At 59.4% G+C, this 17,140-nt stretch carries 13 protein-coding genes; all 13 read right to left on the reverse strand.

What is annotated here, in order from left to right; genetic code table 11:
- Positions 1-4: 4 nt before the first annotated feature.
- Positions 5-301 carry a 50S ribosomal protein L23 gene (rplW, locus tag AC5WNJ_RS16260; RefSeq protein WP_043334865.1) on the reverse strand — a complete coding sequence of 99 codons (297 nt, stop codon included), beginning with the start codon at positions 299-301 and terminating at the stop codon, positions 5-7.
- Positions 298-903 carry a 50S ribosomal protein L4 gene (rplD, locus tag AC5WNJ_RS16265; protein WP_176678184.1) on the reverse strand — a complete coding sequence of 202 codons (606 nt, stop codon included), beginning with the start codon at positions 901-903 and terminating at the stop codon, positions 298-300. Before rplD ends, rplW begins: the two co-directional genes overlap by 4 nt.
- A 13-nt stretch (positions 904-916) precedes the next feature.
- Positions 917-1,555: a 50S ribosomal protein L3 gene (rplC, locus tag AC5WNJ_RS16270; protein ID WP_495930209.1), complete on the reverse strand. Its 639-nt coding sequence runs from the start codon at positions 1,553-1,555 to the stop codon at positions 917-919.
- A 146-nt stretch (positions 1,556-1,701) separates the two neighbouring features.
- On the reverse strand, positions 1,702-2,013 hold the full coding sequence (gene rpsJ / locus AC5WNJ_RS16275) for a 30S ribosomal protein S10 (RefSeq protein WP_024950650.1): 312 nt from the start codon (positions 2,011-2,013) through the stop codon (positions 1,702-1,704).
- Positions 2,014-2,160: 147 nt separating this feature from the next.
- A complete protein-coding gene (gene tuf, locus AC5WNJ_RS16280) occupies positions 2,161-3,354 on the reverse strand; it encodes an elongation factor Tu (protein WP_176678186.1) in 1,194 nt (397 codons plus the stop codon).
- A gap of 29 nt (positions 3,355-3,383) precedes the next feature.
- Positions 3,384-5,501 carry an elongation factor G gene (gene fusA / locus AC5WNJ_RS16285; protein ID WP_176678187.1) on the reverse strand — a complete coding sequence of 706 codons (2,118 nt, stop codon included), beginning with the start codon at positions 5,499-5,501 and terminating at the stop codon, positions 3,384-3,386.
- Positions 5,502-5,519: 18 nt separating this feature from the next.
- Positions 5,520-5,990 (reverse strand): 30S ribosomal protein S7, encoded by a 471-nt coding sequence (gene rpsG, locus AC5WNJ_RS16290; protein ID WP_043334878.1) that lies wholly within the window; start codon positions 5,988-5,990, stop codon positions 5,520-5,522.
- Between the two features lie 101 nt (positions 5,991-6,091).
- Positions 6,092-6,466: a 30S ribosomal protein S12 gene (gene rpsL / locus AC5WNJ_RS16295; protein WP_043334880.1), complete on the reverse strand. Its 375-nt coding sequence runs from the start codon at positions 6,464-6,466 to the stop codon at positions 6,092-6,094.
- Between the two features lie 137 nt (positions 6,467-6,603).
- Positions 6,604-10,845: a DNA-directed RNA polymerase subunit beta' gene (gene rpoC, locus AC5WNJ_RS16300; RefSeq protein WP_495930210.1), complete on the reverse strand. Its 4,242-nt coding sequence runs from the start codon at positions 10,843-10,845 to the stop codon at positions 6,604-6,606.
- A gap of 88 nt (positions 10,846-10,933) precedes the next feature.
- Positions 10,934-15,010, reverse strand: coding sequence for a DNA-directed RNA polymerase subunit beta (rpoB, locus tag AC5WNJ_RS16305; protein ID WP_176678189.1), 4,077 nt, complete (start codon positions 15,008-15,010; stop codon positions 10,934-10,936).
- 206 nt (positions 15,011-15,216) lie between these two features.
- A complete protein-coding gene (gene rplL / locus AC5WNJ_RS16310; RefSeq protein ID WP_043334886.1) occupies positions 15,217-15,585 on the reverse strand; it encodes a 50S ribosomal protein L7/L12 in 369 nt (122 codons plus the stop codon).
- Between the two features lie 92 nt (positions 15,586-15,677).
- Positions 15,678-16,184 carry a 50S ribosomal protein L10 gene (rplJ, locus tag AC5WNJ_RS16315; protein ID WP_176678502.1) on the reverse strand — a complete coding sequence of 169 codons (507 nt, stop codon included), beginning with the start codon at positions 16,182-16,184 and terminating at the stop codon, positions 15,678-15,680.
- 261 nt (positions 16,185-16,445) lie between these two features.
- Positions 16,446-17,138 carry a 50S ribosomal protein L1 gene (gene rplA, locus AC5WNJ_RS16320; RefSeq protein ID WP_176678190.1) on the reverse strand — a complete coding sequence of 231 codons (693 nt, stop codon included), beginning with the start codon at positions 17,136-17,138 and terminating at the stop codon, positions 16,446-16,448.
- Positions 17,139-17,140: the final 2 nt, after the last annotated feature.

Below are 17,140 nucleotides of genomic sequence, written 5' to 3' on the forward strand. Positions count from 1 at the left end.
TGCCTTACTCGGCGCCAGAGAAGTCTTCGATGGTCTCGCCGGCGGCCAGCGTTACATAGGCCTTGCGATAACCAGCGCGACGACCAACACCGCGAGCGGTGCGCTTGGTCTTGCCTTTCATGTTCAGAACCTGAACACGATCGACTTTCTTACCAAACAGCGCTTCGACGGCTTTCTTGATTTCGGGCTTTGTCGCGTCGCTGGCAACCTTGAACACGTACTGGTTGTTCTCGGCAGCGACCGCGGCCTTCTCGGTCATGTGAGGACCAAGCAGGACCTTGAATACGCGTTCCTGATTCATCCCAGGTTCTCCTCGAACTTGCGCAGGGCAGCGACAGTCATCAGCACCTTGTCGTAACCGACGAGGCTGACCGGGTCAGCGCCAGCGACATTGACGACGTCAACATGCGGGATGTTGCGCGCGGCCAGGTACAGGTTGACGTCCTGCTCTTCAGTGACGATCAGCGCTTTCTCAAGGCCCAGTTCCTGGAGCTTGGCGATCAGCAGCTTGGTCTTCGGAGCTTCGACGCTGATAGCGTCGACCGCGACCAGGCGATCCTGACGGACCAGCTCGGACAGGATGGAACGCATGGCAGCGCGATACATCTTGCGGTTGACCTTGTGCGAGTGGTCCTGAGGACGCGCTGCAAAAGTCACACCGCCAGAACGCCACAGCGGGGAACGGATGGTACCGGCACGTGCACGACCAGTACCTTTCTGACGCCACGGCTTCTTGCCACCGCCGGACACGTCAGAACGGGTCTTCTGAGCCACGGTACCTTGACGTGCACCAGCCAGATAGGCGGTGACGACCTGGTGAACCAGAGCCTCGTTGAAGTCTTTGCCAAAGGTGGCATCGGAGACGTCTACTGCGCCACCTGCACCTGCAAGATTAAGATTCATCGGTTAATTCCCCTCAGCGAGCTTTCACAGCGGAACGCACGATCACTTCGCCGCCCGGAGCACCTGGAACGGCACCCTTGACCAGCAGAAGATTGCGTTCAGCGTCGACGCGGACCACTTCCAGGCTCTGGACGGTGGAACGGACGTTGCCCATCTGGCCAGCCATCTTCTTACCTTTGAAGACGCGGCCCGGGGTCTGACAGTTACCGATGGAACCCGGCGCGCGGTGCGACAGTGAGTTACCGTGGGTAGCGTCTTGGGTGCGGAAGTTCCAGCGCTTAACTGCGCCCTGGAAGCCTTTACCCTTGGAGGTGCCGGTCACGTCAATCTTTTGACCAGCTTCAAAGAGGGATACGGTGAGTTCGCCGCCCACTGCAGGAGCTTCGTCGCCTTCGTTCAGACGGAATTCCATCAGGGTACGGCCAGCCTCAACACCGGCCTTGGCATACTGCCCAGCAGCTGCCTTGGTGAGGTGCTTGGCTTTACGAGAGCCAGTTGTCACCTGAACAGCATTGTAGCCATCAGTCTCGAGAGACTTGATAGTCACGATGCGGTTCGGCTCAACTTCAATCACGGTAACCGGCACAGAAGCGCCAGCTTCGGTGAAGACACGGGTCATCCCGGCCTTCTTACCGACTAAACCGATAGACATGTTCAGTCTCCTTTAGTGTACGGGGCTGTCACCCGCTATGGCTGCCCTTTCCAGAGCATTCCACTAGCACATTGTATGACGCCATCCCGGCGTGGCGGCTGCTGCTCTATCAGTGAGAGCGCTGGGCCGCAGTGACTAGTGAGGTATCAGTCAACCTTGATCTGGACGTCCACACCGGCAGCCAGGTCAAGCTTCATCAGCGCGTCGACAGTCTTCTCTGTCGGCTCGACGATATCGAGAACGCGCTTGTGGGTACGAATCTCATACTGGTCACGCGCGTCCTTGTTGACGTGCGGAGAGACCAGGATGGTGTAACGCTCGCGACGGGTCGGCAGCGGGATCGGGCCACGAACCTGAGCACCGGTGCGCTTTGCAGTTTCAACGATCTCTGCAGAGGACTGGTCGATCAGACGGTGGTCGAATGCTTTCAACCGGATGCGAATCTTCTGGTTTTGCATTGCCCAAAACTCCAATGGATGTCGACGGCGTAGGCCGTCACCCACGCATTCAAAGGATGCGCATTATAGGCAGACTGACATCAGGTGTCAAACATGCGAGAAAAGGGGGCCCATCAGGGCCCCCTTCTGTGTCAGGTAAGGAGTACCTTACTCGACGATTTTGGCCACGACGCCAGCGCCGACGGTACGACCGCCTTCACGGATAGCGAAACGCAGACCTTCTTCCATGGCGATCGGAGCGATCAGAGACACGACCATCTGGACGTTGTCGCCCGGCATGACCATCTCGACGCCTTCCGGCAGCTCACAGGTACCAGTAATGTCAGTGGTACGGAAGTAGAACTGCGGACGATAGCCTTTGAAGAACGGAGTGTGACGACCGCCTTCTTCCTTGGACAGGACGTAGACTTCGGATTCGAACTTGGTGTGCGGCTTGATGGAGCCCGGCTTGGCCAGAACCTGGCCACGCTCGACGTCATCACGCTTGGTGCCGCGCAGCAGGGCGCCGACGTTCTCACCAGCACGACCTTCGTCCAGCAGCTTGCGGAACATCTCGACACCGGTAACGGTAGTCTTGGTAGTGTCACGCACGCCGACGATCTCGACCTCTTCGCCAGTCTTGACCAGACCACGCTCGACACGGCCAGTGACGACGGTGCCGCGACCAGAGATGGAGAAGACGTCTTCGATCGGCATCAGGAACGGCTGGTCGATAGCACGCTCCGGCTCCGGGATGTACGCATCCAGGGCCTTGATCAGGTTGGCAACGGCGGTAGTACCCATGCCGTTGTCGTCCTTGCCTTCCAGAGCCATCAGGGCGGAACCGATGACGATCGGAGTATCGTCGCCCGGGAAGTCGTACTCGCTCAGGAGTTCACGAACTTCCATCTCGACCAGCTCGAGCAGTTCTTCGTCATCGACCATGTCAGCCTTGTTCAGGAAGACAACGATGAACGGAACGCCGACCTGACGGGACAGCAGGATGTGCTCGCGAGTCTGCGGCATGGGGCCGTCAGCAGCGGAACAGACCAGGATAGCGCCGTCCATCTGGGCAGCACCGGTGATCATGTTCTTGACGTAGTCGGCGTGACCCGGGCAGTCGACGTGCGCGTAGTGACGCACTTCGGACTGGTATTCCACGTGAGCGGTGGAGATGGTGATACCGCGCTCACGCTCTTCCGGGGCATTGTCGATGGAGTCAAACGCACGCGCGTCACCACCGAAGACTTCTGCAGAGACGCGAGTCAGAGCCGCAGTCAGAGTGGTCTTGCCGTGATCGACGTGACCAATGGTGCCGACGTTGACGTGCGGCTTCGAACGCTCAAATTTTTCCTTAGCCACTGCTATAACCTCTTTCGTTAGCTAATCGGTTACTTCTGATTGATGACGGCTTCGACGATGCTGTTCGGTGCTTCGTCGTATTTCGCAAACTCCATGGAGTAGCTTGCGCGGCCCTGGGTCTGTGAGCGCAGGTCGGTCGCATAACCGAACATCTCACCCAGCGGCACCAGTGCATTGATGATCTTGCCAGTGGAAGAATCATCCATGCCCTGAACGAGGCCACGACGACGGTTCAGGTCGCCCATGACGTCACCCATGAAATCTTCAGGCGTGACGACTTCGACTTTCATGAGCGGCTCAAGCAGCACCGCACCCGCTTTCGGGGCACCGGCCTTGATCGCCATGGAAGAGGCGACCTTGAACGCAGTCTCGTTGGAGTCGACGTCGTGGTAGGAACCATCGAACAGCGTGACCTTGACGTCGATCATCGGATAACCGGCGATGACACCATTCTTGAGCTGCTCAGCGGCGCCCTTCTCGACGGCCGGCACGTATTCCTTCGGAACCGCACCACCGACGATCTCGGACTCGAACTTGAAGGTCATTTCTTCGTCGTCGCCCTTGTCCTCTGCAGTGAGAGGCTCAATGCGAAGCCAGACGTGACCGAACTGACCACGACCGCCGGACTGACGAACGAACTTGCCTTCCTGCTCGACCTTGGTACGGATGGTCTCACGGTAAGCCACCTGCGGCTTGCCGATGTTCGCCTCGACATTAAACTCGCGACGCATGCGGTCGACGAGGATGTCCAGGTGAAGCTCACCCATACCGGAGATGATGGTCTGACCGGACTCTTCGTCGGTCTCGACGCGGAAGGACGGATCTTCCTGGGCCAGCTTGCCCAGTGCAACACCCATCTTTTCCTGGTCGGCCTTGGACTTCGGCTCGACGGCAACGGAGATGACCGGCTCAGGGAATTCCATGCGCTCAAGCACGATCTTGTGATCCGGGTCACACAGGGTGTCACCGGTGGTCACGTCTTTCAGACCGATACATGCGGCGATATCGCCAGCATAGACTTCCTTGATCTCCTCACGAGAGTTGGAGTGCATCTGGACGATACGACCGACACGCTCCTTCTTGCTCTTGACGGAGTTGAAGACGCCATCACCCGACTTCAGCACGCCTGAGTAGACGCGAATGAAGGTCAGGGTACCAACGAACGGATCGGTCGCGATCTTGAACGCCAGCGCCGCGAACGGAGCCTTGTCGTCAGCTTCGCGGGTCTCGATGGTACCGGCCTTGTCGTCAAGCTCACCCTCGATGGCCTTGACCTCAAGCGGAGACGGCATGTATTCGATGACCGCATCCAGAACCGCCTGGACACCCTTGTTCTTGAAGGCAGAACCACAGGTCACGAGGCAGATTTCGTTGGCCAGGGTACGCTGACGCAGCGCAGCCTTGACTTCTTCCTCGGACAGCTCGCCTTCTTCAAGGTACTTGTCCATCAGTTCTTCGGACGATTCAGCAGCAGACTCAAGCATGTGTTCACGCCACTCGGCAGCTGTCTCTTGCAGCTCGGCCGGAATGTCGATCAGCTCGTAGTTCATGCCGTGATTGTCTTCGTCCCAGACAATGGCCTTCATCTTGATCAGATCGATGACGCCCTTGAACTCGTCTTCCGCACCCCAGTTGATCTGGATCGGGACGGCGTTCGCGCCCAGGCGCTTGCGCACCTGATCGACGACCATGAAGAAGTCCGCGCCAGCGCGGTCCATCTTGTTGACGAAGATCATGCGCGGAACTTCGTAACGGTTGGCCTGACGCCAGACAGTCTCTGTCTGCGGCTGGACACCGGAAGAACCACACAGCACCACGACCGCGCCATCGAGAACACGCAGTGAACGCTCGACTTCAACAGTGAAGTCAACGTGCCCCGGAGTATCGATGATGTTGATACGGTGCTCGTCGAACTGCTTGTTCATGCCCTGCCAGAAGCAGGTGGTCGCCGCAGAGGTGATCGTGATGCCACGTTCCTGTTCCTGCTCCATCCAGTCCATGGTGGCAGCACCATCGTGGACTTCGCCGACCTTGTGAGACAGGCCGGTATAGAACAGGACGCGCTCGGTAGTGGTAGTCTTACCGGCGTCGACGTGGGCACAGATACCGATGTTGCGGTAACGCTTAAGTGGAGTCTTGCGTGCCACGGTGAGTATCCCCGTTGTTTAGAAGCGGTAGTGGGAGAAGGCCTTGTTGGCTTCTGCCATGCGGTGCACGTCTTCACGCTTCTTCACAGCAGAACCCTTGCCTTCAGCGGCATCCAGGATCTCGCCAGAGAGGCGCTGCACCATGGTCTTTTCGCCACGCTTGCGCGCAGCGTCCACCAGCCAACGCATGGCCAGTGCCTGACGACGGGAAGGACGAACTTCAACCGGCACCTGGTAGGTTGCACCACCAACACGACGGGACTTCACCTCGACCATCGGCTGGATGGCTTCCAGCGCCTTGTCGAAGAGATCCAGCGGCTCGTCATTGGAGCGTTCGGCAACACGATCGAGAGCACCGTAAACGATGCGCTCAGCTGCAGACTTCTTGCCGCTGATCATCAGGTGGTTCATGAACTTGGCCAGGCGCTCGCTTCCGAACTTCGGATCCGGCAGAATTTCGCGCTTAGCTGCTACACGTCTTCTAGGCATGATAAGCCCTCAGTAGAAGGGTCCTTCAGGTAAACCCGGGACGCCTCGCGTTGGACGCGACGCCCGACCTTACTCTTATCAGACCGATATTAAACTTTGAATTACGCCTTCGGACGCTTGGCGCCGTACTTGGAACGGCCCTGCTTACGGTTCTGCACGCCAGAGGTATCCAGTGCACCACGAACGGTGTGGTAACGGACACCCGGCAAATCCTTCACACGACCGCCACGGATCAGAACAACAGAGTGCTCCTGAAGGTTGTGACCTTCACCGCCGATGTATGAAGTGACTTCGAAGCCGTTGGTCAGGCGAACACGGCAAACCTTACGGAGTGCGGAGTTCGGCTTCTTCGGGGTAGTAGTGTATACACGGGTACACACGCCACGCTTCTGCGGGCATGCCTGCAGCGCAGGGACGTCGCTCTTGGACGCCTGACGCTTGCGCGGCTTGCGCACGAGCTGGTTAACGGTTGCCATTTGCTTGCTCCAATGGGTTGTACTGCCTTCCAACAACAGGGCAGGATGCACCTGCCCTACTGTTAAAGGCTGCATATTCTAGGGCTTGAGCCACAAGGGCGTCAACCCCGCCGTCAGAGACGGCGGGGCGCAAGACCTCAGAGGTCGTCGTCGTCCGCGTCGAGGGCAGTGAGCTGTGCGCCCAATTCCTGCTCGACGTCCTGTGCCGACGGGGCCGGTGCGAGCGGCAGGCCATCACGACGGCGGCGACGCTCGTCATGATAGGCCAGGCCAGTGCCCGCCGGAATCAGGCGACCGACAACGACATTCTCCTTCAGACCACGGAGATAATCGCGCTTGCCGGTGACAGATGCCTCGGTCAGAACTCGCGTGGTTTCCTGGAAGGACGCCGCGGAGATGAACGATTCAGTTGCCAGGCTCGCCTTGGTGATACCGAGCAGGATGCGATCGAACTTGGCCGGGAACTTGCCGTCGGCCTCGAGACGCATGTTTTCTTCGACGACGCGGGCGTATTCCACCTGGTCGCCTGTGATGAAGGTGGAATCGCCGGAATCGGTGATTTCGACCTTGCGCAGCATCTGACGCACGATGACTTCGATGTGCTTGTCGTTGATGCCGACACCCTGGAGGCGATAGACCTCCTGGACTTCGGTGGTGATGTACTTGGCCATTTCCGCAACACCGAGCAGACGCAGGATATCGTGCGGGTTGCTCGGGCCATCGGAGATGACTTCACCCTTCTCGACCGTTTCACCTTCGAAGACGCTGATCTGGCGCCACTTCGGGATCAACAGCTCGAACGGATCACCTTCCACCGGTGTGATGGTCAGACGACGCTTGCCTTTGGTTTCCTTGCCGAAGGTCACGGTACCGGAGATCTCGGCCAGAATGGCCGGCTCTTTCGGGCGACGCGCCTCGAACAGGTCAGCAACACGCGGCAGACCACCGGTGATGTCCTTGTTACCGGACGCCTCCATCGGGATACGAGCGATGACGTCACCCACGCCGACGGCCGCACCATTCTCGGCGGATACCACGGCATTGCCCGGCAGCAGGTACTGGACCGGCGTGTTGGAGCCCGGCAGTGTCACGTGCTTGCCACTGGAATCCACCAGCATGATCATCGGACGCTTGTCACGTGCCGCGGACGGACGCGAGGCGCTCTCGATGACTTCGATGGAGGACAGGCCTGTCATCTCGTCGGTGGTACGGTTGATGGTCTGACCATCTTCCATATCCGTGAACTGCACCTGACCCGCCACTTCGGCGACAATCGGGTGAGTGTGCGGATCCCACTTGGCGACGGCCTGACCGGACTCGACCTTGTCACCATCGCGCACGGATAGCTCAGCACCGTACGGCAGCTTGTAGAACTCGCGCTCACGGCCGTGGTCATCCGCCACTGCCAGTGCGCTGGAACGCGAGACGACGATCAGCTTGCCATCGGCACGCTCGACCGACTTGATGTTGTGCAGACGTACGCTGCCACCATGCTTGACCTGAACGCTATCCACGGCGGAGGCACGCGAAGCGGCACCACCGATGTGGAAGGTACGCATGGTCAGCTGGGTACCCGGCTCACCGATGGACTGTGCCGCGATGACACCGATGGCTTCACCGACGTTGACCTGATGGCCACGCGCCAGGTCACGGCCGTAACAGGCCGAACAGACACCGTGCACGGTCTCACACGCGATGGTGGTACGCACGACAATCTCATCGACGCCCATGGTATCGAGCTGTGCACACCAGGCTTCGTCGAGCAGCGTGCCACGCGGGATCAGGACCTCATCAGAGACCGGATCCACCACGTCCTGCGCCACGACACGACCCAGCACACGCTGGGACAGCGGGACGATGATGTCGCCGCCTTCGATGACCGGGTGCAGAATCAGACCTTCCTGAGTGCCGCAATCCGCTTCGGTGATGACCAGATCCTGGGCGACATCGACCAGACGACGGGTCAGGTAACCGGAGTTGGCGGTCTTCAGTGCCGTATCCGCCAGACCCTTACGAGCACCGTGAGTGGAGATGAAGTACTGGAGTACGTTCAGACCTTCACGGAAGTTGGCGGTGATCGGCGTCTCGATGATCGAGCCATCCGGCTTGGCCATCAGGCCACGCATGCCGGCCAGCTGGCGAATCTGCGCAGCAGAACCACGCGCACCGGAGTCGGCCATGATGAAGACGCTGTTGAAGGAGTCCTGCTCCATCGGCTTACCGTCTTCGTCATTGACCACTTCGCCTTTCCAGTTGACGACGGTCTCTTTCGAGATACCTGACATCATCTCCTTGGCGACACGGTCGTTGGCACGCGCCCAGATATCGATGACCTTGTTGTACTTCTCGCCTGCGGTCACGAGACCGGAGGAGAACTGGTCTTCGATCTCTTTCACTTCGTCTTCGGCCGCGTCGATGATGACCTTCTTCGCGTCCGGAATGACGAAGTCGTTGACACCGATGGAGGCGCCGGACCAGGTCGCGAGACGGAAGCCGGTGTACATCAGCTGGTCAGCGAAGATGACGGTGTCCTTCAGACCGACGCGACGGTACGCCTCGTTGATCAGACCGGAGATGGCTTTCTTCTTCATCACCTGGTTGATCAGCTCGAACGGCATGCCCTTCGGCAGAATGCGGAACAGCAATGCGCGACCGATGGTGGTGTCGTGCAGGGACGTCTTCTCGTACAGCTCGCCGGACTCTTCGTCCTTGAGTGTCTCGGTCAGACGGACCTTGACCATCGCGTGCAGGTGAGCGCTGTGAGTGCCGAAGGCACGCTCGACTTCACCCAGGTTCGCGAAGGCCATGCCCTCACCCTTGGCACCGATCTTCTCGCGGGTCATGTAGTACAGACCCAGCACGACGTCCTGGGACGGCACGATGATCGGCTCGCCGTTGGCCGGCGACAGCACGTTGTTGGTCGACATCATCAACGCACGCGCTTCCAGCTGGGCTTCCAGCGTCAGCGGTACGTGAACGGCCATCTGGTCACCATCAAAGTCGGCGTTGTACGCAGCGCAGACCAGCGGGTGCAGTTGGATGGCCTTGCCTTCGATCAGCAGCGGCTCGAACGCCTGGATACCCAGACGGTGCAGAGTCGGGGCACGGTTCAGCAGCACCGGGTGCTCGCGGATGACGTCGGCGAGGAAATCCCAGACTTCCGGGGCTTCGCGCTCGACCATCTTCTTGGCGGCCTTGATGGTGCTGGCGTGACCGGAGGCCTGCAGCTTGGCGTAGATGAACGGCTTGAACAGCTCAAGCGCCATCTTCTTCGGCAGACCACACTGGTGCAGACGCAGGGTCGGGCCGACGGTGATGACGGAACGACCGGAGTAGTCGACACGCTTGCCCAGCAGGTTCTGACGGAAACGGCCCTGCTTGCCCTTGATCATGTCGGCCAGCGACTTCAGCGGACGCTTGTTGGAACCGGTGATGGCGCGACCGCGACGACCGTTGTCGAGCAGTGCGTCCACGGATTCCTGCAGCATGCGCTTCTCGTTGCGCACGATGATATCCGGCGCATTGAGGTCGAGCAGACGCTTGAGGCGGTTGTTGCGGTTGATCACACGACGATACAGATCGTTCAGATCCGAGGTCGCGAAGCGGCCGCCGTCCAGCGGTACCAGCGGACGCAGGTCCGGCGGCAGCACTGGCAGCACTTCCATGATCATCCAGCCCGGCTTGTTGCCGGAATAGTAGAAGGCTTCCAGCAGCTTGAGGCGCTTGGACAGCTTCTTGATCTTGGTCTCGGAGTTGGTCTGCGGAATCTCTTCGCGCAGGCGCTCGACCTCTTCTTCCAGCTCGATGTCCTCGAGCAGCGCCTTGATGGCCTCGGCACCCATGCGGGCGTCGAAATCATCACCGAATTCTTCCAGCGCTTCGAAGTACTGCTCATCGTTGAGCAGATGCCCCTTCTCGAGGGTCGTCATGCCCGGGTCGATGACCACGAAGCTTTCGAAGTAGAGCACGCGCTCGATATCACGCAGAGTCATGTCGAGCAGCATGCCGATACGGGACGGCAGAGACTTCAGGAACCAGATATGCGCGACCGGGCTCGCCAGTTCGATGTGAGCCATACGCTCACGACGCACTGCCGCCTTGGTCACTTCAACGCCACACTTCTCACAGATGATGCCGCGATGCTTCATCCGCTTGTACTTGCCACACAGGCACTCGTAGTCCTTCACCGGGCCAAAGATCTTGGCACAGAAAAGACCATCACGTTCCGGCTTGAATGTCCGGTAGTTGATGGTTTCAGGCTTCTTCACTTCACCAAAAGACCACGAGCGAATCATGTCCGGAGACGCCAGGGTAATCTTGATGGCGTCGAATTCTTCGGACTGCGCCTGCGATTTGAGAACTTTCACCAAATCTTTCATGGGTCGCTCCGTTGCGGAGTTGTCATGGGCAAAGCCTGGCTGCTGACACCAGGCTTTGCGGACCGTCAATACTTGTGGCTTTTCGGCGTCAGCCTTCCAGCTCCATGTCGATACCCAGCGAGCGGATTTCCTTCACCAGCACGTTGAAGGATTCGGGCATGCCCGCCTGCATGGTGTGATCGCCATCTACGATGCTCTTGTACATCTTGGTACGGCCTTCCACGTCATCGGACTTGACCGTGAGCATCTCCTGGAGGGTGTAGGCAGCGCCGTACGCCTCGAGGGCCCAGACCTCCATCTCACCGAAGCGCTGACCACCGAACTGCGCCTTACCACCCAGCGGCTGCTGCGTGACGAGGGAGTAGGAGCCGGTCGAACGCGCATGCATCTTGTCATCCACCAGGTGGTTGAGCTTGAGCATGTACATGTAACCGACGGTCACCTTGCGATCGAACTTCTCGCCGGTGCGGCCATCGTAGAGGTCCATCTGGCCGGAATCAGGGATATCGGCCAGCGTGAGCAACTGCTTGATCTCATGCTCCTTGGCACCATCGAAGACCGGCGTTGCCATCGGCACGCCCTTCTTCAGGTTGTGCGCCAGGGTGATGACCTCGTCATCACTGAGCACGGAGAGGTCTTCCTGGCGGCCACCGACGGTGTTGTACACCTTGTCGAGGAACTCGCGGATCTGCTTGACCTGCTCGGCGCGCTCTTCGCGCAGCATGTGCTCGATCTTCACGCCCAGACCCCGCGCGGCCATGCCGAGGTGGGTCTCGAGGATCTGACCGACGTTCATGCGCGACGGGACACCCAGCGGGTTCAGCACGACGTCAACCGACTCGCCATTGCCATCGAACGGCATGTCTTCGACCGGCATGATCGCGGAGATGACACCCTTGTTACCGTGACGACCGGCCATCTTGTCACCCGGCTGGATACGACGCTTCACGGCGACGTAGACCTTGACGATCTTGAGCACGCCCGGTGCCAGATCATCGCCCTGGGTGAGCTTGCGCTTCTTGTCTTCGAAGCGCTCGTCCATCTCGCGACGACGGATCTCGAGCTGCTCATCGGCCTGAGCCAGCAGTTCGTTGAGAGACTCGTCCTGCAGACGCAGCTTGAACCACTCCTGGCGCGGCAGTGCTTCCAGGTAGTCATCGGTCAACACGTCGCCCTTCTTGAGCTTCGGACCACCGTTGACGGCCTGACCGACCAGGTTGCGCTGCATACGCTCGAAGGTCGCCTCTTCCGCGATGCGGTAGGTTTCCTGCAGGTCCTTGCGGACCTCGGCCAGCTGCATCTGCTCGATGGAGAGCGCGCGCTGATCCTTCTCGACGCCGTCACGGGTGAAGACCTGAACGTCGATGACGGTAGCCTTCATGCCGGTCGGGGCACGCAGAGAGGTATCCTTAACGTCGGACGCCTTCTCGCCGAAGATGGCACGCAACAGCTTCTCTTCCGGCGTCAGCTGGGTCTCGCCCTTCGGCGTGACCTTGCCGACCAGGATGTCGCCCGGGTTCAGCTCGGCACCGATGTAGACGACACCGGACTCATCCAGCTTGGAGAGTGCGGATTCGCCGACATTCGGGATATCGGAAGTGATTTCTTCCGGCCCGAGTTTGGTGTCACGCGCGACACAGGTCAGTTCCTGGATGTGGATGGTGGTGAAGCGATCTTCCTGCACCACACGCTCCGAGAACAGGATGGAATCCTCGAAGTTGAAGCCATTCCAGGGCATGAACGCCAGACGCATGTTCTGACCCAGGGCCAGATCCCCCATGTCGACGGACGGGCCGTCGGCCAGGATGTCGCCGATGGCGACTTCATCGCCAGGACGCACGATCGGGCGCTGGTTCTGACAGGTATTCTGGTTCGAGCGCACGTACTTGGTCAGGTTGTAGATATCAACGCCGGCTTCACCGCCGATGATCTCTTCTTCCCGCACACGTACGACGATGCGCTTGGCATCGACGGAATCGATGACGCCGCCACGACGTGCCACGGCACAGACGCCGGAGTCACGCGCCACGAAGCGCTCCATACCGGTACCGACCAGCGGCTTGTCAGCCTTCAGGGTCGGAACGGCCTGACGCTGCATGTTCGCACCCATCAAGGCGCGGTTGGCATCATCGTGCTCAAGGAATGGGATCAGTGCGGCAGCGACGGAGACGACCTGACGCGGAGACACGTCCATCATGGTGACCTTTTCCGGCGCCATGAAGGTGGTCTCGCCACGGTGACGAACCTGGACCAGGTCGTCGACCAGGCGGCCGTTCTCGTCGACGGTCGCGGAGGCCTGGGCGATGATGAAATCGCCTTCCTCGATCGCGGACAGATCGACGACATCGTCGGTGACCTGACAATCCACGACCTTGCGGTACGGCGTCTCGAGGAAGCCATAGCTGTTGGTCTTGGAGTAGGTCGCCAGCGAGTTGATCAGACCGATGTTCGGGCCTTCCGGCGTCTCGATCGGGCACAGACGGCCGTAGTGCGTGGCGTGAACGTCACGAACTTCGAAGCCGGCGCGCTCACGAGTCAGACCACCCGGACCAAGCGCGGAGACACGGCGCTTGTGCGTCACTTCGGACAGCGGATTGTTCTGGTCCATGAACTGGGAAAGCTGGCTGGAACCGAAGAATTCCTTCACCGCCGCCGCAACCGGCTTGGCATTGATGAGATCCTGCGGCATCAGGCCTTCGCTCTCGGCCATGGACAGACGCTCCTTGACCGCACGCTCGACACGGACAAGACCGACACGGAACTGGTTTTCCGCCATTTCGCCCACAGAGCGAATGCGACGGTTGCCCAGGTGGTCGATATCATCGACATCGCCATTGCCGTTACGGATGCCGATCAGCTCCTTCATGACGGTCAGGATATCGTCCTGATCGAGCACGCCGCTACCGGTATCGCTTTCGCGACGCAGGCGACGGTTGAACTTCATGCGACCCACGCCCGACAGGTCGTAGCGGTCTTCGCTGAAGAACAGGTTCTGGAACAGAGACTCTGCTGCATCCTTGGTGGGCGGCTCGCCCGGACGCATCATGCGGTAGATCTCGACCAATGCCTCAAGCTGGTTACGCGTGGTATCCAGCTTCAGGGTATCGGACATGAACGGACCGCAATCCAGGTCGTTGGTGTAGATGACCTCGAACTGGGTGATCTTGGCCTGCGCCATCTTCTCCAGCAGCTCAGGAGTGATCTCGCTGTTGCTCTCGCAGACCAGCTCACCAGTGGCCGGATCGATCTGATCCTTGGCCAGCACCTTGCCGTACAGGTACTCCATCGGCACTTCGAGACGCTCGAGGCCGGAGGCTTCCATCTGACGGACGTGCTTCTGTGTAATGCGACGACCTTCCTCCACGATCACGCTACCGTCGGCATCCTTGATGTCGAAGGCGGCGGTCTCGCCACGCAGACGTGCCGGCACCAGCTCAACGGAGAAGCCGCTGCGCTCGATGTGGTACATCGTGGTGTCGAAGAAAGTGCCGAGAATCTCTTCGCTGGTCATGCCCATGGCACGCAGCAGAACGGAAGCCGGCAGCTTGCGACGACGGTCGATACGGACGTAGACGTTATCCTTCGGATCAAACTCGAAGTCCAGCCAGGAACCGCGGTAAGGAATCACACGTGCGGAGTACAGCAGCTTGCCGGACGAGTGGCTCTTGCCCTTGTCGTGGTCGAAGAACACACCCGGCGAGCGATGCAGCTGTGACACGATGACACGCTCGGTACCATTGATGACGAAGGTACCGTTCTCTGTCATCAGGGGGATTTCCCCCATGTAGACTTCCTGCTCCTTGATGTCCTTGATCGCCTTGTTTGACGATTCCTTGTCATAGATCATCAGGCGCACTTTCACGCGCAGCGGGGCAGAGTAAGTGACTCCGCGCAGCTGACATTCCTTGACGTCGAACGCCGGCGTACCGAAGCGGTAGCTGACATACTCGAGCGCTGCGTTGCCAGAGAAACTGGCAATCGGGAACACGGACTTGAAGGCAGCATGAAGGCCGACTTCCAGGCGCTGTTCTGGCGCCCTGTCCTGCTGGAGAAAGTCGTGGTAGGAATCAAGCTGGATGGCCAGCAGGTAAGGCACATCCATCACTTGGGGCAGTTTGCCAAAATCCTTGCGGATGCGTTTTTTCTCAGTGTATGAGTAAGCCATCTGTATTCCCCAGCTTGTTCACCTTGGGTGACCGATGCGTGGTCGGCTCATCCCTGATGGCGCGGCGATGTCCATCAGGCGCGGACGGCAAGCCTCCCTTGCGGGCTGGCTCGCCGTCATAATTCGTCTTGCAACAGAAAAAGGCTGGTGGCGGAGTCCGCCACCAGCCAGGAAGCTTACGCAGCGTGCGTAGCCTGGAACACGAGTTACTTGAGTTCCACGGACGCGCCAGCTTCTTCCAGCTTCTTCTTCGCTTCTTCAGCGTCTTCCTTGCTCACACCTTCCTTCAGGGTGGCCGGAGCGCCGTCGACAGCTGCCTTGGCTTCTTTCAGGCCCAGGCCAGTCAGTTCACGAACAGCCTTGATGACGTTGACTTTCTTGTCACCGGCGGCAGTCAGAACGATGTCGAATTCAGTCTGTTCTTCAGCGGCTTCACCAGCAGCGGCCGGGCCAGCGACGACGGCGGCAGCGGCGGAAACGCCGAACTTCTCTTCCATTGCTTCGATCAGCTCAGCCACTTCCATGACGGTCATGTCAGCGACGGCGTTGATGATGTCTTCTTTGGTCAGTGCCATTTTAGCAATCCTAAACTTTGCGGAGCAAAGATGCTCGGTCAAACGGAAATCGATTCAGGCTGCACGAGACAGCCAGGAGGTCAAAGCGCTGCTTACGCGGCGGCTTCGGCTTCCTTCTGATCGCGCAGTGCTGCGATAGTACGGACCAGCTTGCCTGCAGAAGCTTCCTTCATGACAGACAGCAGCTTGGACAGTGCTTCATCGCGGGTCGGCAGAGATGCCAGACGGTCGATATTCGCCGCCGGGATGAACTCGCCTTCGTAGGCCAATGCCTTGACTTCGAACGCCTCGACCTTCTTGGCAAATTCCTTGAACAGACGAGCGCCAGCGCCCGGGTGTTCCATGGAGAATGCAAGCAGAGTCGGGCCGACGAAGGACTCGCTCAGCACCTCGTAAGAGGTACCGGACAGCGCGCGACGAGCCAGAGTGTTGCGAACAACACGCAGCTGGACGCCCGCTTCGCGGCACTGTTTGCGCAATTCGGTCATTGCACCAACAGTCACACCACGAGAGTCGGCAGCGACTACGGAGAGAGCACCCTTGGCGGTTTCGCTGACCTCAGCAACAATTGCCTTCTTGTCTTCGAGACCTAAAGCCACGGTGTTGACTCCATTTCGTGCCGGGGAACGAATTCCCCAGTGGTTTACCATCTCTCTCACCAGAACTGCGCGGGAGAGTCTTGGAGGATGGCTGCCACCAGCAAGGCTGGGACACCATCTGCGCAGGCTACGCGCAATGCAAGCATCGCGGCGCGATTAAGCCGGCCCCGCCACCGAGATGACAAGGCCAGCGCCTGCGGTCTTTGACGGCGCCCCGCGGCTGAGCACGGGGACCGCAAAGTGAAACATTCTGAGACTGCCTTACGCGTACTTGGCGTGATCGACAGTCAGACCCGGACCCATGGTGCTGGACAGGGTGATCTTCTTCAGGTAGACACCCTTGGAAGTGCTCGGCTTCAGCTTCTTGACTTCGGCCACCAGGGCGTCAATGTTACCCTGAATGGAGTCTGCACTGAAGTCGATCTTGCCGATACCGGCGTGAATGATGCCGTTCTTGTCAGTACGGAAACGCACCTGACCAGCCTTGGCATTCTTCACGGCAGTCGCGACGTCAGGCGTCACGGTGCCAACCTTCGGGTTCGGCATCAGGCCGCGCGGACCGAGGATCTGGCCCAACTGACCGACAACGCGCATGGCATCCGGAGAAGCGATGACGACGTCGAAGTCCATCACGCCCTTCTTGACCTGTTCTGCCAGCTCGTCCATGCCGACCACGTCTGCACCGGCTTCCTTCGCTGCTTCAGCGTTGGCGCCCTGGGTGAAGACAGCGACGCGCACTTCATTACCGGTGCCATTCGGCATTACGGTAGCGCCGCGAACGACCTGATCGGATTTACGCGGGTCAACACCCAGGTTCAGAGAGACTTCGATGGTCTCCTTGAACTTGACGGTGGACAGCTCGGACAGCAGTGCGACAGCTTCTTCGACGCTGTAGACCTTGCCGGATTCAACTTTCGCGTTGATCGCCTGGGCGCGCTTTGAAATCTTGGCCATGA

The sequence above is a fragment of the Cobetia sp. PDI-23MA genome (assembly GCF_059507735.1).